The organism is Kitasatospora sp. NPDC101157, from assembly GCF_044768255.1.
In the GTDB taxonomy this organism is placed as follows: Bacteria; Actinomycetota; Actinomycetes; order Streptomycetales; family Streptomycetaceae; genus Kitasatospora.
This window is the reverse complement of record NZ_JBIWPL010000014.1, coordinates 179,820-200,032: the sequence shown is the minus strand read 5'-3', so window position 1 is coordinate 200,032 and position 20,213 is coordinate 179,820. Positions and strand designations below refer to the sequence as shown.

Annotated in this window: 19 protein-coding genes and 1 pseudogene; 6 read left to right on the top strand and 14 right to left on the bottom strand. The window is 74.5% G+C overall.

What is annotated here, in order from left to right; translation table 11 throughout:
* Positions 1 to 141: 141 nt before the first annotated feature.
* The 5 genes and pseudogenes from ACIRVF_RS26035 to ACIRVF_RS26015 all read right to left on the bottom strand — a co-directional run.
* A pseudogene (locus ACIRVF_RS26035) lies at positions 142 to 549 on the bottom strand (alkaline phosphatase family protein); the annotation flags it as partial.
* Positions 486 to 1,136: an alkaline phosphatase family protein gene (locus ACIRVF_RS26030; RefSeq protein ID WP_402822453.1), complete on the bottom strand. Its 651-nt coding sequence runs from the start codon at positions 1,134 to 1,136 to the stop codon at positions 486 to 488. The gene ACIRVF_RS26030 and the pseudogene ACIRVF_RS26035, both read right to left, overlap by 64 nt.
* A 176-nt stretch (positions 1,137 to 1,312) precedes the next feature.
* Positions 1,313 to 2,749, bottom strand: coding sequence for an endonuclease/exonuclease/phosphatase family protein (locus ACIRVF_RS26025; RefSeq protein ID WP_402822366.1), 1,437 nt, complete (start codon positions 2,747 to 2,749; stop codon positions 1,313 to 1,315).
* 344 nt (positions 2,750 to 3,093) lie between these two features.
* Entirely contained in the window at positions 3,094 to 3,360 is a 267-nt protein-coding gene (locus tag ACIRVF_RS26020; RefSeq protein ID WP_030553044.1) for a metal-sensitive transcriptional regulator, read from the bottom strand.
* A gap of 95 nt (positions 3,361 to 3,455) precedes the next feature.
* Positions 3,456 to 3,800 (bottom strand): PRC-barrel domain-containing protein, encoded by a 345-nt coding sequence (locus tag ACIRVF_RS26015; protein ID WP_402822362.1) that lies wholly within the window; start codon positions 3,798 to 3,800, stop codon positions 3,456 to 3,458.
* A gap of 490 nt (positions 3,801 to 4,290) precedes the next feature.
* On the opposite strand from ACIRVF_RS26015, the gene ACIRVF_RS26010 reads away from it, so the two are divergent.
* Positions 4,291 to 5,040: a DUF4097 family beta strand repeat-containing protein gene (locus ACIRVF_RS26010; protein WP_402822359.1), complete on the top strand. Its 750-nt coding sequence runs from the start codon at positions 4,291 to 4,293 to the stop codon at positions 5,038 to 5,040.
* An 86-nt stretch (positions 5,041 to 5,126) separates the two neighbouring features.
* On the opposite strand, the gene ACIRVF_RS26005 is transcribed toward ACIRVF_RS26010, so the two are convergent.
* The 4 genes from ACIRVF_RS26005 to ACIRVF_RS25990 all read right to left on the bottom strand — a co-directional run bounded on the left by ACIRVF_RS26005 (position 5,127) and on the right by ACIRVF_RS25990 (position 10,484).
* Positions 5,127 to 5,774, bottom strand: coding sequence for a hypothetical protein (locus tag ACIRVF_RS26005; protein WP_402822356.1), 648 nt, complete (start codon positions 5,772 to 5,774; stop codon positions 5,127 to 5,129).
* A 173-nt stretch (positions 5,775 to 5,947) separates the two neighbouring features.
* Positions 5,948 to 6,622, bottom strand: coding sequence for a response regulator (locus ACIRVF_RS26000; protein ID WP_402822353.1), 675 nt, complete (start codon positions 6,620 to 6,622; stop codon positions 5,948 to 5,950).
* Complete coding sequence (locus ACIRVF_RS25995) at positions 6,619 to 8,028, bottom strand: sensor histidine kinase (protein ID WP_402822350.1); 1,410 nt, start codon at positions 8,026 to 8,028, stop codon at positions 6,619 to 6,621. The genes ACIRVF_RS26000 and ACIRVF_RS25995 overlap by 4 nt, the downstream gene beginning before the upstream one ends.
* A 242-nt stretch (positions 8,029 to 8,270) precedes the next feature.
* Positions 8,271 to 10,484 carry an MMPL family transporter gene (locus tag ACIRVF_RS25990; protein ID WP_402822347.1) on the bottom strand — a complete coding sequence of 738 codons (2,214 nt, stop codon included), beginning with the start codon at positions 10,482 to 10,484 and terminating at the stop codon, positions 8,271 to 8,273.
* 390 nt (positions 10,485 to 10,874) lie between these two features.
* Here ACIRVF_RS25990 and ACIRVF_RS25985 point away from each other — a divergent pair, with 390 nt between their 5' ends.
* Genes ACIRVF_RS25985 through ACIRVF_RS25975 form a run of 3 tightly spaced genes read left to right on the top strand, consistent with a single transcriptional unit; the run spans position 10,875 to position 14,061 of the window.
* Positions 10,875 to 11,999 (top strand): DegT/DnrJ/EryC1/StrS family aminotransferase, encoded by a 1,125-nt coding sequence (locus ACIRVF_RS25985; protein ID WP_402822345.1) that lies wholly within the window; start codon positions 10,875 to 10,877, stop codon positions 11,997 to 11,999.
* 21 nt (positions 12,000 to 12,020) lie between these two features.
* The gene (locus ACIRVF_RS25980; RefSeq protein WP_402822342.1) at positions 12,021 to 12,968 is read left to right on the top strand and encodes an NAD-dependent epimerase/dehydratase family protein; all 948 of its coding nucleotides are present in this window, start codon (positions 12,021 to 12,023) and stop codon (positions 12,966 to 12,968) included.
* Between the two features lie 13 nt (positions 12,969 to 12,981).
* Entirely contained in the window at positions 12,982 to 14,061 is a 1,080-nt protein-coding gene (locus ACIRVF_RS25975; protein ID WP_402822339.1) for a hypothetical protein, read from the top strand.
* An 11-nt stretch (positions 14,062 to 14,072) separates the two neighbouring features.
* On the opposite strand, the gene ACIRVF_RS25970 is transcribed toward ACIRVF_RS25975, so the two are convergent.
* From ACIRVF_RS25970 to ACIRVF_RS25950, 5 genes are all read right to left on the bottom strand, one after another.
* Entirely contained in the window at positions 14,073 to 14,522 is a 450-nt protein-coding gene (locus tag ACIRVF_RS25970) for an SgcJ/EcaC family oxidoreductase (RefSeq protein WP_402822336.1), read from the bottom strand.
* Between the two features lie 34 nt (positions 14,523 to 14,556).
* Positions 14,557 to 15,330 (bottom strand): polysaccharide deacetylase family protein, encoded by a 774-nt coding sequence (locus tag ACIRVF_RS25965; RefSeq protein WP_402822333.1) that lies wholly within the window; start codon positions 15,328 to 15,330, stop codon positions 14,557 to 14,559.
* On the bottom strand, positions 15,327 to 16,109 hold the full coding sequence (locus ACIRVF_RS25960) for an SDR family NAD(P)-dependent oxidoreductase (protein WP_402822331.1): 783 nt from the start codon (positions 16,107 to 16,109) through the stop codon (positions 15,327 to 15,329). Before ACIRVF_RS25960 ends, ACIRVF_RS25965 begins: the two co-directional genes overlap by 4 nt.
* Positions 16,102 to 17,103 carry a hypothetical protein gene (locus ACIRVF_RS25955; RefSeq protein WP_402822328.1) on the bottom strand — a complete coding sequence of 334 codons (1,002 nt, stop codon included), beginning with the start codon at positions 17,101 to 17,103 and terminating at the stop codon, positions 16,102 to 16,104. Before ACIRVF_RS25955 ends, ACIRVF_RS25960 begins: the two co-directional genes overlap by 8 nt.
* A 510-nt stretch (positions 17,104 to 17,613) precedes the next feature.
* On the bottom strand, positions 17,614 to 18,417 hold the full coding sequence (locus ACIRVF_RS25950) for an SAM-dependent methyltransferase (RefSeq protein ID WP_402822325.1): 804 nt from the start codon (positions 18,415 to 18,417) through the stop codon (positions 17,614 to 17,616).
* A 269-nt stretch (positions 18,418 to 18,686) separates the two neighbouring features.
* On the opposite strand from ACIRVF_RS25950, the gene ACIRVF_RS25945 reads away from it, so the two are divergent.
* Both ACIRVF_RS25945 and ACIRVF_RS25940 read left to right on the top strand, forming a co-directional pair.
* A complete protein-coding gene (locus ACIRVF_RS25945) occupies positions 18,687 to 19,322 on the top strand; it encodes an RNA polymerase sigma factor (protein ID WP_402822322.1) in 636 nt (211 codons plus the stop codon).
* On the top strand, positions 19,319 to 20,068 hold the full coding sequence (locus tag ACIRVF_RS25940; protein WP_402822320.1) for a hypothetical protein: 750 nt from the start codon (positions 19,319 to 19,321) through the stop codon (positions 20,066 to 20,068). The genes ACIRVF_RS25945 and ACIRVF_RS25940 overlap by 4 nt, the downstream gene beginning before the upstream one ends.
* The last annotated feature ends 145 nt before the right edge of the window (positions 20,069 to 20,213 follow it).

Here is a 20,213-nt window from a genome sequence, read left to right as displayed (position 1 = left end):
GTCCGGGGCGGCGAAGTCGAAGCAGTTGGTGAGGTCGCCGCAGACGGCCCGGCGCCAGGCGGAGATGTTGGGCTCGGCCACGCCGGTGACCAGCTCCATGAAGCGCAGCACCGAAGTGTGGTCGAACACCTGGGAGTTGACCCAGCCGCCGCGCGACCAGGGGGACGCCACCCAGAGCGGAACCCGGTTGCCGAGGCCGATGGCGCGCCCCTGGGTGAACTCCTCGGGGGTGCCGGCCTCGGGGGTGGGCGGGACCATGTGGTCGAAGTAGCCGTCGTTCTCGTCGTACATCACCAGGAAGACGGTGTGCCGCCAGACCTCGGGGTTGGACATCAGCGACTGCAGGGCCTGGTCGACCCAGTGGGCGCCGTAGGCGGGGCCGGCCTCCGGGTGCTCGGAGAACAGGTAGGGGGCGACCAGCCAGGAGACGGTCGGCAGGGTGCCGTCCTTGCAGTGGCGGTCGAAGTCGGTGGGGTCGAACCTGGTCATCGCGTTGACGTACCGCGGGTCGTCGTGCGGGAAGGCGTGGAACTGCTTGAAGTAGGAGAGGGCATTGTCGTCGTAGTCGCCGGTGCGGTCGTCCTTGCTGGGGTTGTGGTAGACCCGCCACCTACGCCGGCCGCCTCCAGGCGTTCGGCGTAGGTGGTCCAGTCGGCGACGGGGTTGTCGGTGACCGGGGTGTTGTCGATCCACGGGCCGGTGGTGCCGTCGCGGCCGGGGCCCGCGGTGCCGGTCCACAGGTAGAGCCGGTTGGGGTCGGTGGGGCCGGCCAGCGAGGTGAAGTAGGCGTCGCAGAGGGTGAACGCGTCGGCCAGGGCGTACTGGTAGGGGATGTCGTCCCGGGTGAAGTAGCCCATGGTGCGCTCGCCCTTGGCGGCGATCCACTTGTTCATCGCGCCGTTGTTGATGGCCTGGTGACCGGTCGCCCAGTCGTGGGCCAGGCCGCCTGCGTTCTGCGCGTTGTACTTCGAGGTGTCCATCCGGTACGGCAGCATCACGCCGCCGTCGCTGCGGCGGGCGTCGGGCTGGCGGAACACGTCGGTGCCGTCAGGGAACTGGAGCGCCTGCTTGTCGCCGAAGCCGCGCACGCCGTTCAGGGTGCCGAAGTAGTGGTCGAAGCTGCGGTTCTCCTGCATCAGGACGACCACGTGCCGGACGTCCTTGATGGTGCCGGTGAGGGCCGGGTCGGCCGACGCGGCCGGGGCGGCCCCGGCCTCGGTGGCGGACAGGCCGGTCAGGGCGGTGGCGCCGACGGCCGCGGAGGCGCCGACGAAGGTGCGACGGGAGAGCTCGGGCATCGTGGACTTGCCTCTCAGAACTGGAAGGTGGCGACGGCGGCGGCGGTGTCGGAGGGCCACTCGTTGGCGGCGGCGTTCGGCTCCGGCCGGGGCCAGCCCACGACCAGGGTGTGCGCCTCGACCAGCTTCAGCGCTCCGGCGTACTGGACGAAGTCGATGCGGTCCTGCGGCTCGGGGCGGTCGCCGCGCCGCTTGCGGGTGGGCGACCAGGTGGCGCCGGGGACCTTGACCGGGTCGGGGTTCTCCTCGCGGAAGGCGTCGGTGAGCCCGGCCTCCTGGAGGGCCACGGTGACCGGCCACCTGAGCGCGCCGACCCCGTTGTGGGCGGCGGCGGTGGCGGCCGTCCAGTCCAGGTGGGAGGGCGAGGAGAGGGAGCCGGCCAGGACCACCGGGACGCCCCGGGTGAGGTCCGCGCGCACGGCGGCGGCCAGTGCCCTGGCCTGCCCGAGCCGGACGGAAGCGTTCTCGGCGGCCAGCACCTGGGCGGCACTGCCGCCGTCCTGCACCGCGTACGGGCCGTAGCCCGCCTCGTCGAGGTGGGCGGCCCAGAACCGGACGCTGCGACCGCCCGGCAGCTGGACGGTGGCCGCGACGGCGGGCAACTCAGGGGTGGCCGCGGCCGGTTCGGTGAGCGGGTAGCGGCTGAGGATGCCGACGCTGCCCGGGCTCTGGTGGGCGTACCAGCCGAGCGCGTCGGCCAGGGTCCGGGCCCGCTCGCCCGCCGTCTCCTGCAGCGCGAGCACGTCCAGGCCCTGGGCGAGGACGATCCTCAGCTGCTTCTCCAGCGCGTCGGTGCAGCCGGAGCCGGCCTCGTGCAGGTTCCAGCAGGCGGCCTTGAGTCGGGGCGGGGCGGCCGGGTCCACGACGGGGACGAGCACGGTGACGGTGTCGGTGGCGCCGGTGCTGTCCCTGACGCCGACCACGACCGGTTCGGGATTGCGGCCGGGAGCGGTGGGCGCCGTGCCGGTGACGGTGCCGTCCGCGGCGACCGAGGCCCAGGCCGCGCCGCCGAGCTTGCGGTGGGCCGCCGAACCGGGGGCGTTGCCGGTGGGACGGGACCAGAGACCGCCGAGCTCGATCTTCACGGCGGCGCCGGGGGCGACCGGGGTGGCGGTGAAGGAGTCGACGGCGGCGTGCGGGCGGACCACCGGGGGCTTGGCGCGGAAGGTGAACGGGGCGGTCTGCGCCAGGACGCCGTAGCCGTCCTTGGCCAGCAGGTAGGCGGTGTACGGGCCGCCGGTCAGCGCGGAGGTGTCGAGCTGGACGTCGCCGGAGGCGCCGGGGGTGTACTTCCAGAGCAGCGAGGCGCCGGTGCCGGGTCGGCGGCCGCCGTCGTAGATGCCGACCCAGTTCTTGGCGTCGGGGGCGTCGGTGCTCCAGTGGAAGGTCAGCCGGTCGCCTTCGACGGGGCTGCTGGAGGAGGTCGGGGTCAGGGCACTGCCTGCGGCCACGGTTGTCCTGTCCGCCGGTGCGGGCCCGGTCCGCCGGGGGACGGTGCCCGGGGTCGCGCGCGGCTGGTCACGGAGGCTGGGAGGAGGAACGCCCGCAGTTGGCTGTACAACTGCGGGCGGGCTCATTCATCCGAAGGCCGACGACCGGGGAGTGAACGGCACATGACGGAGCATCGGGCGGTTCGGGAACTCCGGGCCGGAGGCGATTCCGTGGGCGGCGGCCGTTCCCGTGGCGACGGCGGGGCAGGGAACGCGGGGAGGGCCGCGACGGGTGATCCGTCGCGGCCCTCCGGGAGGCGGTGGGGCCGGTGCCTCCGCGCTCGGGGCCGAGCCCGGGCCCGGACTCAGGCCAGGGCGAGGAACAGCTTCTCCAGCTCGGCCTCGCTCATCGGCGCGCCGTCCTCGTCGGCGGCGGCCATGCACTGGCGCATTCCGCTGGCGACGATCTTGAACCCGGCCCGGTCCAGGGCGCGCGAGACGGCGGCGAGCTGGGTGACCACGTCCTTGCAGTCCCGGCCCGCCTCGATCATCGCGATCACCCCGGCCAACTGGCCCTGGGCCCGACGCAGTCGGTTCAGGACCGCGCCGACCGCCTCCTCGTCCACCTGCATGTCCGGGCCGCCTTTCACGTCGACTGTCGATTGACAAGCGTACCCGGCGGGGTATTCGTTCCCGGCTGGCGGGATGCTTCCGGAAGCGCCCGTGATCAGCGGCGGGCCAGTCGGCGCTCGCCTCCGGCGCCGGTCACGTAAGGCAGCTGGTAGTAGGCGAACACCTCGGGTTCGTCGGTGGCCGGCAGGACGTCGTCGGTGCCGATCGCCGGCGCCTGCTTGACCTTGGCCTTCGGGTACGGCACCCGCACGTAGTCCGGGCCGGCCACCGAGCCCTCCAGCGGGACGAAGACCAGGCGGCGCTTGGTCATACCGGTCAGGACCGTGGCGAAGAACGGCTCGTCGGTGGCCGTCTCGACGTACACCGACTCCAGCGTGCCGATGCGGTGGCCCTTCTCGTCGACCACCGACTGGCCGCGCCACTCGCGGATGTCTGCCATAGCGATTACCACGACGACCTCGACCTCCCGTGTCGAGCCCCGCCGACGACTCCGTCCGGTCCGCCGGCTCCGCCGGGCCCACCGCCCGGGGTTTCCATCCTGCGCCGGGACGGCCGCCGGGGCGCGACGAAGGGGACGTACGGGGGTGGCCGGCCAGCCGCCATCTGGGCGCTGACCTGGGCTTCAGGCTGTCCGCCGACGTTCGCCGACACCTCGCCCGGGAACCTCCCGCCCGGGACCGGCCAGAGGCGCTCACCACCGGCGCGGCCTCGGGCCCCGGAGCGGCACGGTGGGTGAGCAGGGACGGGGCGGTCGCGCGCAGGCCCTGGGGGCGGCGGAGCGGGGCCGGGCGGGGGTGGGGGCTTCCGGACCCCGGATAGGGGGGCTGGCACCAGGGACCCGGGGCCCCGCCCGCCACTACGGTCGTCGCGACGGCTCCGGAGCGGGGCGGTCACACGGAGTCGGTCCGCACGCGACGATCGTCCATGACGTGGGGGGAACCACCATGGTCCAGTACCGCAGCTATCAGCGTCTTGCCGGGGCCGTCGCGGTCGCCGGGCTCGCCGTCGGGGCGCTCGTCGCCTGCGACCCGGTCGGGACCGAGGTCAGCGACGACGCGACCGTCTCGGGCAGGATCACCGCCGTCAAGCTGGACGGCCCCTCCGGGACGGTCACCATCCACGGCAAGTCCGGCGCCGGGAGTGCCTCCGTCCACCGGGAGATCACCTACCAGGACAGCAAGCCCGGGACGACCACCCGGATCGAGGACGGGGTCCTGGTGCTCGGCGGCTGCGGGCACAACTGCTCGGTGAGCTACACCGTCGAGCTGCCCGCCGGGCTGCCGGTCAGCGGCGGCACCTCCTCCGGCGGGATCCACCTCACCGAGGTCGGCTCGGTGTCGGTGCACACCGACTCCGGCAGCATCTCGGTCGACCAGGCGACCGGAGCGGTCGACCTGCGCACCGACAGCGGTGACATCGACGGCACCTCGCTCAAGGGGGACCGGATCCAGGCCAAGACGGACAGCGGCGCGATCAAGCTCACCGCCGCCAAGGCCCAGGACGTCAAGGCCAGCACCGACAACGGCGCGATCCGACTGACCGTCCCGCCCGGCTCCTACCGCGTCAGTGCGGGAACGGACATCGGGTCGAAGCACATCGGCGTCCAGAACGACCCCAACGGCAAGTTCAAGCTCGACCTCGGCACGGACATCGGCGACATCACCGTCAACACCGGCTGACCTGACCCAACTGCCGGTGGACCGCCGGAGTCCCCGCTCCGGGTACGCGTCTCGGCGGGCGCACCCGGAGCGGGCGTACCCGAAGGTCAGAGGCCGGTCTGGATCTCGGCGCGGTGGCGGATGTACTCGTCGGGATGGGAGCGGGCGATCGTGACCGCCGCCTCGACGAGGGCGTGCAGCTCGGCCGGATAGGCGCGCGGCACCAGCGGCAGGCCGGGCAGGATGCAACGGCGGACGTCGAGGTCCTCGTTGGAGACGAACTCCCGCAACGCGGCCTCGTTCCAGCTGTCGCGGACGGTCGCACCCTCGTCGGCGGTCGCGTTCCGGCCGCCGCCGACCGTCAGCGCCGTCCAGTACCAGGCCCGGGCGGCGCCGGCGCGCTCCGGGTCGGTGCCGGTCTGCAGGTAGCCGAGCAGGGCCAGCCGGACCCGGCGCTGGCCGAAGGCGATGAGGGCCGGCTCGACGAAACGGCGGTTGAAGCTCGGGTTGGGATCGTGGACCGCCGCCTCCAGCAGCGGCTCGAAGTACTCCTCGGGCAGCTCGGACCGCCCGGCGAGCGCCTTGTGGACCTCCCATCGGGCCGCGCTCGGGTAGTCCGCCCCCGGTGCGACCTCGGCCCCGAGCACGCGGAGCAGACGCGCGAGCCGCAGCTCGAACGCCTGTGATCCGTCCTCCGTGCGCCCGGGCAACGGCTGGAGAATCCGCACCTCGCCGGCCGTGTCCTTGGTTTCCACGAACATCCTCCTCATTCTGAGTCATCGGCAGACTACTCGCTGATACACCAGTTCGGCGGCGGTTTTCGGCCAGGACCGGATCTTGGAGGGTTCCCCGGCGGGAGTTCTGACGTTGCCTCAACCCGCGCCCGCAACAGCGGGCAGGAGTCACGGGCCTCGCGCGTGACGGTACGTCAGGACGCTCTGCCGGGCGGGACCAGTCCGGACTGGTAGGCGATCGCGACGAGTTGCGCCCGGTCCCTGGCGTCCAGCTTGGCCATCGCCCGGTGCACATGGGTGCGGACGGTGAACGGGCTGACGAACATCCGCTCGGCGATCTCCTCGTTGGTGAGCCCGGTGGCGGCCATCGACATCACCTCGCGCTCGCGGGCGGTGAGGACGGAGAGCCGCTCGGCGGGCGCGACGGCGGCCGGGTCGGGCTGGGCGAGGAACTGCTCGATCACGGCCCGGGTGGCGGCGGGCGAGAGCAGGGCGTCACCGGCCGCGACGGTGCGGACGGCGGCCAGCAGTTCCTTCGGGTCGGCGCCCTTGCCGAGGAAGCCTCCGGCACCCGCGCGCAGTGCCTGGGCCACGTACTCGTCGATCTCGAAGGTGGTGAGGATGAGAACCCGGGTGCCGGACAGCTCCTCGTCCGCGCAGATCTCGGCCGTGGCGCCGAGGCCGTCGGCACCGGGCATCCGGATGTCCATCAGCACGAGGTCGGGTTTGGTGGCGCGGGCGAGCTCCACCGCCTCACGGCCGTCGGCGGCCTCGCCGACCACCTCCATGTCCTCCTCGGCGTCGATCAGCATCCGGAAGGCGCCGCGCAGCAGGGCCTGGTCGTCGGCGAGCAGCACGCGGATGGTCATGCGGGGTCCTTGTCCTTCCGGATGGCGCGATCTTGTCGGGCGGGGTCGGGGGAGCCGCCGGAGCGCTCCGGGCGGGTGGGGCGGACGACGCAGTCGCGCCGGAAGCCGTGGGCGGGCCGGTCCTTGGCGACGGGCGCGGCCGGGCCGCCTCGTTCGGCGGTGCCGTCCGGGCGGGAGGGGCCGTCCGTCCGGGGGGCGACGTCCTCCCGGGCGCCGGTGCGCAGCGGGAGTTCGGCGGTGACCAGGAAGCCGCCGTCGGGCCGGCGGTCGGCGGTGAGGCGGCCCCCGACCGCACCGGCCCGCTCGCGCATGCCGACCAGGCCGAAGCCGCTCTCACCGGGGACGGCCTGCGGCAGCAGGGCGGTGCGCGGGTGGCCGCTGGTGGTCGGGCGGCCGTTGGCGACGCTGACGGCGACCCGGCTGCCGCTGTAGGAGAGGGTGACCTCGGCGTTGGCGCCGTGGGCGTGCTTGGCGACGTTGGTCAGCGACTCCTGGACGATCCGGAAGGCGGTGAGGTCGACGCCGGGCGACAGTGGCCGGGACTCGCCCTCGACGGTGAGCCGGACCGGCAGGCCCGCCCGCTCGAAGGTGTTGATCAGTTCGGGGAGCCGGTCCAGACCGGGGGCGGGTTCGAGCGGGGCCGGTTCCTCGGCACGGCGCAGCAGACCGACGGTGGCGCGCAGCTCCTGGAGGGCGGAGCCGGTGGCGTCGGTGATGTGGCTGAGCACCTCGCGGGCCTGCACCGGGTGGCTGTCCATGAGGTGGACGGCGATGCCGGCCTGGGCGTTGGCGAGGGCGATGTGGTGGGCGACGACGTCGTGCAGGTCGCGGGCGATCCGGATCCGCTCGTCGGCGACCCGTCGGCGGGCCTCCTCCTCGCGGGTGCGTTCGGCGCGTTCGGCGCGTTCCTCGATCGCGGCGAGGTGGGCGCGGCGGTTGCGGATGGAGTCGCCGAGGGCGCCGGGCAGCAGGGCCCAGGCGAGCACGCCGATCCGCTCGCCGATCGGGCCGGTGGGCCCGAACAGCAGGGATATCCCGGTGAGCAGGACGGCGGTGGCGATCGAGGCGCGCAGCGCGGTGGAGCGGTCGGTGCGCACGGCGAGGAAGTAGAGCGCGAGCAGCAGGGGGGTGGCCAGCATCGGGGTGAGCCGGGGGCTGGTCCAGGTCAGCATCATGGTGCAGACCAGGGTGACTGCGGCCACCGCGCGCGGGTGGCGGCGGTGGAAGAACACGGCCGCGGCGGCGATCAGGGCGAGGACGCCGGTGGCCGGGTCGACCGGGGCGAAGTGCCCGGTGACCTGGTCGACCGTGGCGCCGAGGCCGGTGACCGCGAGCAGGGCCAGGCCTCCCGCGGCGTCGAGCAGCCGGGGGTGCTCGCGGCGCAGGCGCTGCCAGGTGTCGCTCATGGTCGTGCTCTCCGGGTCGGGGTGCCCTGGCCGCCCCTCGCCGGGTACTGCCAGTCGGTGCGGCGCCGCGCCCCGAGTGGGGTGCGGCGCGGCCGGGTCGGGGGCGTCCGTACGGACGGCGGCCCCGACAGCAACGGTAGCGGTTGGCGCTCGAACCGGTGTCCGAGCCGACCGGCGCCGGACCGGACCGCCCACCGGACCGGACCGCCCCGGTGGGCGGCCCGGTCCGGCCGGTGCCGGGTCTAGACGGTGACCGACTCCCGGACCGGGGCCGGTTCGGGGGCGACGGTGTGCAGCTTGCTGCCCTCGACGTCGACGTCCGGTATCAGGCGGTCGAGCCAGCGCGGCAGCCACCAGGCACGGTGATCGAGCAGGGCGAGCACGGCCGGGACGATCGTCATCCGGACCACGAAGGCGTCGAAGGCGACGGCGGCGGCGAGGCCCAGACCCATCATCTTGATCATCGGCTCGCTCATCCCGATGAAGCCCGCGAAGACCGCGATCATGATGAAGGCGGCCGCGGTGACCACCCGGGCGTTGTGCCGGAAGCCGGTCACGATGGCCTCACGGGGCTGCTCGCCGTGGACGAAGTCCTCGCGGATCCGGGTGACCAGGAACACCTCGTAGTCCATGGCGAGGCCGAAGACCACGCCGATCATGAAGATCGGCATCATGCTCATCACCGGCCCGGTCTGCTGCACGCCGATCAGGTCGGCCAGCCAGCCCCACTGGAAGACCGCGACGACCGCGCCGAGCGCGGCGGCCACCGAGAGCAGGAAGCCGAGCGCCGCCTTGAGCGGGACGAGGACGGAGCGGAAGACCACCAGCAACAGCAGGACGGCCAGGCCGACGACCACCGCGAGGTAGGGCACCAGCGCGTCGGTGAGCTTCTGCGAGACGTCGATGTTCATCGCCGTCGTACCGCTGACCAGGACCGTCGCCCCGGTCGAGGCCTTGAGTCCGGAGGCCTGGCCGCGGATGGTGTGGACCAGGTCCTTGGTCGCCTCGTCGGCCGGACCGGTGGCCGGGACGGCGTTGAGCAGGGCGGTGTCGCCTGCCTTGTTGAACATCGGCGGCGTCACGGTGACCACGCCGTGCACGCCGGAGACGGCCTTGGCGACCTCGCCGGCGGCGGCCTTCGGGTCCGGCGTGCCCTTGACGTCCACCAGGACGGTCAGCGGGCCGTTGAACCCGGGGCCGAAACCCTCGGAGAGCAGGTCGTAGGCGCGGCGCTGGGTGGTGGAGGTGGGCTTGGCCTCGTCGCCGGGCAGACCGAGCCGCAGGTCGAGCGCGGGCGAGGCGAGCACGCCGAGGCCGACCACACCGAGCAGCAGCACCGCGAGCGGGCGGCGGGTGACGAACCGGGCCCAGCGGGCGCCGCCGTTCTCCTTCGCCCCGGCCGGCTGGAGCGGGCCACCGGCCTTCTCGGCCTTGCGGACCTTGCGCGGCAGCACCTTGCGGCCGATGAAGCCGAGCAGGGCGGGCACCAGGGTGAGCGCGACCAGCACGGCTATGACGACCGTCCCTGCGGCGGCCATGCCCATCTTGGCGAGCATCGGGATGCCGACCACGGAGAGCCCGGCGAGGGCGATCACCACGGTGAGCCCGGCGAAGACCACCGCGGAGCCGGCGGTGCCGACGGCCCGGCCGGCCGCCTCCTGCGGGGTGCGGCCCTCGGCGAGCTCGGCCCGGTAGCGGGAGACGATGAACACGGCGTAGTCGATGCCGACGGCGAGGCCGAGCATCATGGCCAGCGTGCCGGTGGTCGAGGAGAGGCCCAGCGTGCTGCCGAGCGCGGTGATCAGCGACATGCCGAGGCCGACGCCGATCACGGCGGTGAGCAGCGGCAGGCCGGCCGCGACCAGCGAGCCGAAGGTGATCACCAGGACGACCGCGGACAGCGCCATGCCGATCGCCTCGCTGCTGCCGCCCGCCTCGGGCTTGGCCATCAGCGCGTTGCCGCCGATCTCGACCTTGAGCCCGGCGTCCCGCCCGTGCTGGGCGGCCTGCTGCAGCGCGTCGGTGGCGCCCTTGGACACCTCGCCCGCCTTGGCGGAGTAGCTGACGGTGGCGTAGGCCGTCGTCTCGTCCTTGGAGACCGCACCCTTCGTCTTGAACGGGTCCACCGCGCTGGTGACCTGCTCGCCGTGGACGAGCTCGCCGACCGTCTTCTCCACGATCTGCTGGTTCGGCCCTGCGGTGATCTTCTGCCCGGAGGGCGCGACGAACACCAGGCGGGCCGAGGCACCGTCGGCGTGGCCGCCGGGGAAGCGCTCGTTCATCAGGTCGAAGGCCTTCTGGGCCTCCGTCCCGGGCATCGAGAAGCCGTCGTCGGGTGCGGCGGGCGCCTTGGCCGCCAGGACTCCGCCGACGGCCAGCACGGCGACCCACAGGAGGGCCACCAGCCGGCGCCGGGCGAAGGCCCATCGGCCCAGGCGGTAGAGGAACGTTGCCACGGGAGAACGGACTCCTTCGGATTCGGAAGCAAGGTGCGGACGGGGACGGGTGCGGGTGCGGGGTGCGCGAAGGCGGTCCGCTCGCAGCATGACCAATCCTTGATCGCCGACCCCTGCTCCGTCGTCGTCCCTCCGCAGGCCGTTTGCGTACTGCGGACGCAGTACGGCCCTCCCCCGTACGGAGGACCGCACGCCCCGCACCGGGAGCAGCCGGAGCACCCCTGTGGCCTGCGGCGGGAGCAGTGGCGGGTCACCCGTGCGGAGGTGACGGACGGGCCGCGACCGCCCGGGCGAAGTAGCGTGATGGGCCTCTGGCCCGACCGTTTCCACCCGGTTCGGGCCGACCCGTCCCGATCGGTGCTGAACCCAGCCCGCCGCCGGAGGTGCCCCATGGGCGTGCCAGCCGCCCGCATCGTGTTCGACGAGAACGACCGCGCGGCCGTCGCCGACGCGGTGGCCGAGATGCTCACCACCGGCGCGCTGACGCTCGGGCCGTGGACCGAGCGCTTCGAGCAGGCCTTCGCCGCCGAGCACGGCGCCTCGCACGCCGTCGCGGTGAGCAGCGGCACGGCGGCCCTGGAGATGATCCTGCGCACCGTCGACGTCCGCGGCCGCGACGTGGTCGTCCCCGCCGTCACCTTCTACGCGACGGCCGGAGCGGTGGTCCACGCCGGGGGCCGTCCGGTGTTCGCCGACGTCGACCCGGCCACCCTGGCGCTCTCCCCCGAGACCCTCGCGGCGGCCCTCACCCCGGACACCGCGGCCGTCGTGCTCGTCCACATCGGCGGGCTGGTCACCCCGCAGGTGGACGCGCTGCGCGCGCTCTGCGACCGGCACGGCGTCCCGCTGGTCGAGGACGCCGCGCACGCCCACGGCAGCAGCCACGACGGCCGCGCCGCCGGGACCTTCGGCCTGGCCGGGGCCTTCTCCTTCTACCCGACCAAGGTGACCACCAGCGGCGAGGGCGGCATGGTCCTCACCGAGTCGCCGGAACTGCGCGACGAGGCCCGTATCTACCGCGACCAGGGCAAGGGCTCCTTCAGCACCAACCACCACGTCCGGCTCGGCTACTCCTGGCGGATGAGCGAGCTGCACGCGGCCGTCGGCGCGGTGCACCTGCGCCGGCTCAAGGAGTTCATCGAGACCCGCCGGGCCGTCGCCCGCCGCTACGACTCGGCGCTGGCCGCGCTGGACGGGATGGAGCCGGTGCTCGAACCGCCCGGCAGCCGCGGCAACTACTACAAGTACGTGGCGCTGCTGGCGCCCGGCGTGGAGCGCGCCGCCTTCAAACGGGCGGTGGCCGAGGAGTACGGGGTGCGGCTGTCCGGTGAGGTCTACGACCTGCCGCTGCACCTGCAGCCGGTCCTCGCCCCCTACCGGCGCGGGCCGCTGCCGGTGGCCGAGGACGTCTGCGCCCGGCAGGTCTGCCTGCCGGTGCACTCCGACATGACCGAGGACGAGACCGAGCAGGTGATCGAGGCCGTCTCGGCCGTGCACCGGCGGCTGGCCGGGTAGCCGAGCGAAGGGAGCAAGACCGTGCGGATAGCCGTCACCGGGGGCTGCGGGTTCATCGGCTCACACGTCGTGGACCACCTGATCGCGGCCGGCCACGACGTCCTCGCCGTGGACACCACCGACAAGTACCTCAACCCCGACGCCGAGCACGCCCGGATCGACATCCTCGACCTGCCGGCGCTGACCTCCACGCTGGCCGGCAGCGAGGTGGTCTACCACCTCGCCGCGATGGCCGACGTCGAGCAGGTCTCCGCCGACCCGGTCCGGGCCGTGCGGACCAACATCGACGGCACCGAGGCCGTCCTGGAGGCCGCCCGGCGCAGCGGCCTGAGCCGCACCGTGCTGGCGAGCACCGTGTGGGTCTACGGCGCCGCCCTGGGCGGCGGGCAACTCGACGGCGACGAAGAGGAGTTGGACGAACACGTCCCGATCGAGCTGGAACACAGCGGGCACCTCTACGTGGCCACCAAACTGGCCGCCGAGATGCTGGTGCACAGCTACCGCGAGCTGTACGGGCAGCACTTCACCATCCTGCGCTTCGGCATCCCGTACGGCCCGCGGATGCGCGACGAGCTGGTCGTCGCCCGGTTCGTCCAGGCGGCGCTCGCCGGACGGCCGATCACCATCGCCGGGGACGGCCGGCAGACCCGCAACTTCGTCTACGTCGAGGACCTCGCCGACGCCCACGTCCGCGCCCTGTCCCCCGCCGCCGAGGACCAGACCTTCGCCCTGGAGGGCTCCACCGCCGTCTCGGTGCGGGACATCGCCGACACCGTCGACGAGCTGTTCGGCCCGGTGAGCATCGAGCACATCGACGGGCGCAAGGCCGACTACAACGGGCGGCGGATCTCCTCCGCCCAGGCCAAGCGGCTGCTCGGCTGGTCGCCGCGGACCAACTTCACCGAGGGTGTGCGCCGCTACGCGGACTGGTACCGGGCCGGCGCCGCCGCCACGACCGGCACCGGCTGACCGGGGCCGCCCGATGCCGCACGCCCTGCTGGTCTCCGGCTCGCTCGGCCAGGGCCACGACGTGATGGCCCAGGCCTGCGCCGACACCCTGCACGAACGCGGCTGGACCACCGGCACCGTGGACGCCATGGCCCTGCTCGGGCAGCGCTCGGGGGCCGCCGGCGAGGCCGTCTTCCGGCGGCTGCTCGACCTGCCCGGGGTCTACGACGCCTTCCACTTCTCGGCGCTGCGCCCGGGCGCCCGGATCGCGCTGCTCGCCGACGCGGCCGCCCGCAGCCGGCTCGTCCCGGCGCTGCGCGAGCTGGTCGCGGAGCAGCGACCGCAGCTGGTGGTCTCGGTGTTCGCCACCGCCACCTCGGCGGTCAACCGGCTGCCACAGCGGGACTTCCGGCACTTCGTGTTCTGCACCGACGTGACGCCGCACCGGCTCTGGGTGCAGGAGGGCACCGACCTGTTCCTGGTCACCTCCGAGGTCGCCGCCTGCGCCGTGCGCCGCTACCGGCCGGACGCCGACGTCGCCGTGGTGCCCGCGCCGCTGCGGCGGCCGTTCTACCGCCCGCCGGCCCGGGCCGCGGCCCGGGCCGAGCTCGGCGTGCCACCGGACGCCGCGTGCGTGCTGCTGATGTCCGGCGCCTGGGGGCTCGGACCGATCGCCCGCACCGCCGCCTCCCTGGCCGCCGCCGGGCCGCATGTGCTCGCGGTGGCCGGCCGCAACCGGGAGCTGGAGCAGCGGCTGCGGGCGGCCGCCCGCCGGGAACCGCGGCTGCACGCCTTCGGCTACACCGACCGGATCCCGGCCCTGATGGCCGCCGCCGACCTGGTCGTCACCAGCTCCGGCGACACCTGCAGCGAGGCCCGGGCGCTGGGGCGCCGGCTGCTGCTGCTCGACGTCGTCCAGGGCCACGGCCGGGACAACCTCCAGCACGAGCTGGAGCTCGGCCACGCCGACGTCGCCACCGCGCGCCCCGCCGAGGTGGTCCGCAACGCACTCGCCGCCCTCGGCCGCCCGGCTCCCGGACTGTCCACCGGCGCCGACCCGAAGGCGTGGCAGAAGGGTTTCGGGTCGGCACTGGAGCGGGTGGGACTGGGGTAGCCGGGCGGGCCCTACCCCGCCTGCACCGCGGTGTTCTGGCCGACGTGCAGCAGCCAGCGCCCGTCCTCGTCGCGCGACATCAGGTACAGCGGAGTTCCCTCGGAGTCGCCCTCGGGCCCGTGGTGGAGCTGCCGGACCTTGACGGCCGCCACGTCCGGCCGCAGGAACCGCACGTGCGCGACCTCGTACGTCACCTCGCCGTCCCGGTCCGCCCGGGGCAGCACCTCCCGGGTGAAGTCGGCGATCGCGTCGTAACCCACCAGGACCTTGCCGTGGGCGGTCGTCCACAGCGGGTCGGGGTGGAAGAGGGCGAGGAAGCCGTCGGGGTCCTTGGCCCGTTGCGTGCGCTCGACGACGGCGACGACCTCCCTGATCGCCCGGACGTCCCGGGCCTCGGCCGGTTCGTCCGCGGTCTCGTCGGTGATCCCGTCGGTGATCCCGTCGAAGGTCTTCTCGGTCATGCCGATCACGTTCGCACCTCAAGTCGACCTGAGGTCAAGCCCGGGGGCTCGACGAGCGTGCGCCGCGGGAGACGGGCGGCACGGCGTGGTCGCGCAGCGGGCCGAGGACGAGGGCACGGGCGCGGCAGTGAGCGGCGATCAGCGGGAGGGCGGCGAGGGTGGCGCGCCAGGAGCCGGGGGCGGAGGTGCAGTCGGAGTCGTGCAGCAGGAGGGTGGCCCCGGCGGTGAGGCCGGGGCGGGCGGTCGCGTAGACGGAGTCACCGGTGGCCTCGGCCGTCCAGTCGCGGCCCCAGGCGGTCCACAGCACGCTGCGCAGGCCCAGGCGGCGGGCGGCCAGCGCCGGTCCGGCGGTGAGCACGCCGTACGGCGGCCGGTACCAGCGCGGGCGGGCGCCGCACAGGTCGGTCACCGCCTCGGTGGCGCGGCGCAGTTCGCGCAGGTCGCGGGCCGGGGCCGGGTACCACTGCTGCCGGTGGTGCCAGCCGTGCACGGCGACCTCGTGGCCGCGCAGCACCAGTTCGCGGCCGAGGGCAGGGGCGCGCTCCAGCATCGCGCCGAGCAGGAAGAAGGTGGCGCGGGCGCCGAGTCCGTCGAGGGCGTCCAGGACGTACGGGGTGCTGCGCGGGTCGGGACCGTCGTCGAAGGTGAGGGCGACGTGGCCCGGAGTGGTGCCCTGGCCGGCGGTGCGGCGGGCCAGGGTCCGGCGCAGCGGTGGGAGCCGGACGGCCGCCGGGGCGAGGTGCAGGAACTCCGCACCCGCCGCGAGGGCGAGCGCGGAGGCGACCCGGGTCGCGGTCCGGGGGCTCACCCGAAGCGGGAGGCCATCCGGCGGAACACGCCGGGCGCGACCCCGTGGATCCGGGCCGGGAAGCCGAGCCACTGCGGGACGTAGAGGCGGTCCCGCTCGGTGGTCAGGGTGGCGACGACGGTGGCCGCGACCCGCTCGGCCGAGACCGGGCGCGGGCGTTCGCGCTGGTAGGGGGTGCCACGCCGGTCGAAGAACGGCGTGTCCACCGCGCCGGGCAGCACGAGCCGCACGCCGACCCCGGTGCCGCGCAGTTCGTACCAGAGGCTCTCGGCGAACATCGCCAGCCCTCCCTTGGTGGCCGAGTAGCCGGACTCGTCGCGCACCCCGACCTGGCCGGCCATCGAGCCGAGCAGCACGATCCGGCCGCGGCGGCGCTCCAGCATGCCGGGCAACAGGAGGCGGACCAGGCGCAGCGGGGCGGCGAGGTTCACCTCGATCATCCGGTCGAGGAGGTCGGAGGGGGTCTCGGCGAAGGGGCCGCGCCATCCTAGGCCGGCGCTGGCGACCAGTGCGTCGACCCGGCCGGCGGCGGCCAGCGCGGCCTCGGCGAGGCGGGCGGGGCCGTCCGGTTTGCTCAGGTCCTCGGGCAGGGCGGTGCCGCCGGTGCGCTCGGCGAGGGCGTCCAGGCGGCCGCGGTCGGTACCGGAGAGCAGGGTCCACCAGCCGGCGTCGGCCAGCCGGGTGGCGGTGGCGAGGCCGATGCCCGAGGAGGCGCCGGTGACCAGCACGACGGGGCGGCCGGTGGGACCCGACCGCCGGGACCGGGCTCCCTCAGCCATCGCGGCGTCCTCCGCCATCGCTCACCTGCCGCTCCGTGGACGTTCTGCCATCCGATTTGTCCGGCAAGTCACCTTCGCACGGCAGAGCCGTCCGGGCTACCGGGGCGGGGCCGTCCCTGCGCCCGCCCTCGGCCCCGGCGCCCGGGTGCGGGGCCGCCAGTTCGGCGGACTCGCCCTCTAGTTCACCGAACCGGGACAGCAGGAACGTTCCGCCGACCGCGACCGCGAAGCCCGTCAGTGCGCACCAGGCGAAACCGGGGCGCGCGGAGTCCCCCAGCGACACCACCCCGACCAGGGCCGGGCCGAAGGTCTCGGCCACCGTCCCGGCGGCGGTCGCGGCCGTCACGGTGCCGCGCTGCAGGGCGAGGGCGTACGCCAGGTAGCCGCCCAGCCCGCCGAGCGCCAGGGCGTAGGCGGCCGGATCGGTGAGCACGGCGACGACCCCGGACGCGTCCAGCACCCGCACCGCGAGGCTGGTGATGCCGAAGCCGATGCCCGCCAGCAGGCCCAGACCGGCCGCGGCGGCGGTGCCGTCCCGGCGGACCAGCACCAGCGTGGCCAGCAGCATCACGGCGGTGGTGGCGAGCAGCGACCAGTGGAAGGCCGCCGGGGCTTCGTTCCGGCCCTCCGCGCCGGAGCCCAGCGCCAGCAGACTGAGGCCGACGACGACCGCGAGGATGCCCGCGACGTCGCTCCGGCGCAGCCGCGCGCCCAGCAGCCAGACGGCGGCCAGGGCGGTGACGGCGAGGCTGGAGCTGGTGACGGCCTGCACCAGGAACAGCGGGAGGCTGCGCAGGGCGACGATGCTCAGCACGAAGCCGAGAATGTCGAGGGCGGTGCCGAGGATGAACTGCCAGGACCGCAGCAGCGCGGCCAGCAGGCCCGCCCGCACCCGGTCCGCACGCGGCGCCGACCGCGCCCCGCGCGCCTGGGACACCGCCCCGAACCCGAAGCAGACGGTGGCGACCAGCGCGGTGGTGAGTCCCAGCAGCATGCGTCTCCCTCGCGGGGCGGCGGCGGTCCACCACCCAGTCTGGGCCCGGGGCGGCAGGGGCGCACGGGTGACGGGAGGGGCGGCAAGGGCGAGGCGTCGGTCCCGTGGCCGTGGGGGGAGGAGGGCGCGGCGCGGGTGCACGGGAGGGGCGGGGACGACGGAGGCCACGCGGCCGCTGGACCGGTCGGGCGGGAGCGGGAGCCCCGGGAGGACGGCGCGGGTGCTCGGCCCGACGGGACCGGCGCAGATCGCATGACCGCGGGACCGGTCGGGTGACGGAGGAAGGCCCCCGGGACGGGTCCACGCGGAGTGGCGACGCCGCAGGGCGCGCGGCCTCGGGACCGGTCAGCCAGGAGAGGAGGACCCGGCCGACGGGGTGTATCGGGAGGAACGGGGCTGCGGGAGCAGCGGCCGCGAGGGGGCGGGCGGGCGACGGTGGCAGCCGCCAGGGCGACGCGCGTCGCGGCCGGGGGCGTCGATCGGCACCGGTCGCTGCACTCGCAAGGGCGGTCAGGGCCGGAGGGCCACTGCCGCGTAGCCCGCGGCGTCGGCGGCGGGGACGGGGGGCTCGTCCGGGTCGGGCCGCCAGTGCGGGATGGGGACGACGCCGGGGTCGAGGAGGGTCCAGCCCTCGAAGAACCGGGCGATCTCGACGCGGGTGCGGGCTCGCAGCGGGGTGCCGGCGGCCTGGTAGACGCCGACGATGCGGCCGACCTCCTCGGGCGCGAAGTCCGGCGTGATGTGGGTCATCACCAGGGCGCTGCCGGGGGCGAGCACGGACTTGAGGCGTTCGACCAGCCCGTACGCGCCGGCCTCGTCGGGGACGAAGTGGAGCAGGGCGTTGAAGGAGAGCGCGACCGGACGGGTGAGGTCGATCGTCTCGCGCAGGCCGCCTTCGGCGAGCAGGCCGGCGGGATCGGTGGCGTCGGCTTCGACGTAGGCGGTGCGGCCCTCGGGGGTGCTGGTGAGCAGCGCCTGGGCGTGGGTGAGCACGATCGGGTCGTTGTCGACGTACACGACCCGGGCGCCGGGCCGGATGCCCTGCGCGACCTCGTGGAGGTTGGGCGAGGTGGGGATGCCGGTACCGATGTCGAGGAACTGGTCGATGCCGGCCCGGGCGAGGACGCGGGTCGAGCGGCGCATGAAGGCGCGGTTGGCGCGGGCGGCGTCGCGCACCCAGGAGGCGGAGGCGAGGACGCGGCCGGCGGCCTCGCGGTCGGCGGCGAAGTTGGTGAAGCCGCCGAGGAAGTAGTCGTACATCCGGGCCGAGTGCGGCACGTTCAACTGCAGGTCGACCCCGTCGTAGAGGCCCATCCGGCTTCCCCCTCTTCCCCTCGGCACCGTGGACGCGGTGGACACCGTGGGCACCCTGGACACCGTGGACACCGTCCGATTGGTGCCCAAGGTATCCGGGGGCCAACCGTCCCTCCCGGCAGCTCAACCCCTTGGCCAATCACATGGGATGACAATCTGTATTCGGCATGCACCCTGGAGTGACGGGCCTGATGGAAAGAGGATGGGCACCGACAGCCCGACCCTCGGGTGGCCCGGCGAGCGGCCGACGGCCACGGAAAGCAGGCTCGATGACGATCGACAGGGGCGCCGCCGTTCGCGCGCACCGTGGCGGGACGGCCGTGGAGGGCACCGGCGCGCCCGGGTCGGAGCGGACGACGGTGCCGGCGGAGGCGGGCCCCCGCCTGGCCCTCACCTACGCCGCGTTCTGCGAGACCCATGAACCCGCCTGGCACGCCCTCGCGTTGACCCGGATAGGCAGCCAGGCCGATGCGCTGCTGGTGGTCCGGGCGGTCAAGGCCGACCTGGCCCGCTGCTGGCCGCAGGTGCTCCGCTTCGAGGAACCGGCGGCGTACGCCTGGCGGTTGGCGAACCGGCACGTCGGGGACTGGGTGGCCGCGGACGAGCCGGTCGAGGTGGAGGCGGTCACCTTCGCGGCCGTGATCGGCGCGTTCAAGCAGGTCGCCGCCGGGCTGCTGCACAGCGAGGCGGACGAGGTGCGGCTGTACGCGGAGATCCTCGAACTGCCGGACCGGCAACGGGACGTGGTCATCCTGCGCTACCTGCTGGGCCTGCACGCCAAGGTGATCGCGGCCTACCTGGGACGGCCGGTGGCCACCGTGCACTCCAACCTCCGCCACGCCCGGGAGCGGCTGGCGCGCCGGCTCGGGGTGGGCGAACTGCCGGACTGCGGGGGCGGGTCGTGACGACCGGCCGGGAGGGCGAGCCGGACGGCGGGGCGCGCACCGCCGCCGGGAAGCGCACGGTGTTCCGGGTGCCCCGGCGCGAACGCGCCCACGCCGAGCGGATCGCGGCCCTGCGGCAGGCCCGGCTCACCGCCGCCCCGGCCCACCTGCCCTCGGAGCACGAGCAGGCCGCCTTCGAACTGGGCCTGGTGGTCGCCCTGGTGCTGGGCGCTCCGTGCGCCTCCCGGGGCCTGGACCTGCTGGTCAACGCGCGCCGGATCCAGCCGGAGGGGGCAGAGGTCTTCGGCGCGCTGCTGTACGCCACCGGCAAGGAGGGGGGCGCCGAGTTCTGGTGGCGCTTCGCCGCCGGTTCGGGCAGCGGGACTGCCGCGTACTGCCTCCACCTGCACCACCTGAAGCTCGGCGAGACCGACGACGCGGACTACTGGCGGGCCTGGTCCGAGCAACTGTCGACGGCCGAACGTCCGCCGGACCCCGGGCCGTTGCGGGTAAGCCGGCCGCTGCTGCCGGAGGAGACCCGGCGCGACATCCTCTCCCGGGTGCACCGCGGGCTGGCGCCGCAGCTGCCCCCCGCGCTGGTCGCGGTGATCGACCGGCTGCCGCTGCAGGGCGGCGACGGGGCGGAGGCCCAGGAGGTGCCGAGCCCGTGGGGGCTCACCTCCGGGGCGACCTCGGCGTGCTCCTGGAACCTTCCCCGGCCGTCCGATGAGGCGGACCGGCCGACGGAGGAGGACCCGTTGGGGTGAGGGCGGCCCGGCGGCCCCACCGTCCCACGTTCGGGTGAGGGCGGTGGGCCGGGCGGCGGCCCCGGGGTCGCGGCCGCTCGGTCGGAGCGGACCAGCAGGGCGCCGGGCGCGCTCGGCGCGCCGGTGATCCGGGAGTCGGCGAACA

Bases quoted from the DNA above. Each gene is read 5' to 3' on its own strand.
- ACIRVF_RS25975 (WP_402822339.1), top strand. From the start codon at position 12,982: ATGCCGCACGCCCTGCTGGTCTCCGGCTCGCTCGGCCAGGGCCACGAC.
- ACIRVF_RS25950 (WP_402822325.1), bottom strand. From the start codon at position 18,417: ATGGGCCTCTACGACGGGGTCGACCTGCAGTTGAACGTGCCGCACTCG.
- ACIRVF_RS25955 (WP_402822328.1), bottom strand. From the start codon at position 17,103: ATGCTGCTGGGACTCACCACCGCGCTGGTCGCCACCGTCTGCTTCGGG.
- ACIRVF_RS26030 (WP_402822453.1), bottom strand. From the start codon at position 1,136: ATGCAGGAGAACCGCAGCTTCGACCACTACTTCGGCACCCTGAACGGC.
- ACIRVF_RS25985 (WP_402822345.1), top strand. From the start codon at position 10,875: ATGGGCGTGCCAGCCGCCCGCATCGTGTTCGACGAGAACGACCGCGCG.
- ACIRVF_RS26015 (WP_402822362.1), bottom strand. From the start codon at position 3,800: ATGGCAGACATCCGCGAGTGGCGCGGCCAGTCGGTGGTCGACGAGAAG.
- ACIRVF_RS26000 (WP_402822353.1), bottom strand. From the start codon at position 6,622: ATGACCATCCGCGTGCTGCTCGCCGACGACCAGGCCCTGCTGCGCGGC.
- ACIRVF_RS25945 (WP_402822322.1), top strand. From the start codon at position 18,687: ATGACGATCGACAGGGGCGCCGCCGTTCGCGCGCACCGTGGCGGGACG.
- ACIRVF_RS25970 (WP_402822336.1), bottom strand. From the start codon at position 14,522: ATGACCGAGAAGACCTTCGACGGGATCACCGACGGGATCACCGACGAG.
- ACIRVF_RS25960 (WP_402822331.1), bottom strand. From the start codon at position 16,109: ATGGCTGAGGGAGCCCGGTCCCGGCGGTCGGGTCCCACCGGCCGCCCC.
- ACIRVF_RS26020 (WP_030553044.1), bottom strand. From the start codon at position 3,360: ATGCAGGTGGACGAGGAGGCGGTCGGCGCGGTCCTGAACCGACTGCGT.
- ACIRVF_RS25995 (WP_402822350.1), bottom strand. From the start codon at position 8,028: ATGAGCGACACCTGGCAGCGCCTGCGCCGCGAGCACCCCCGGCTGCTC.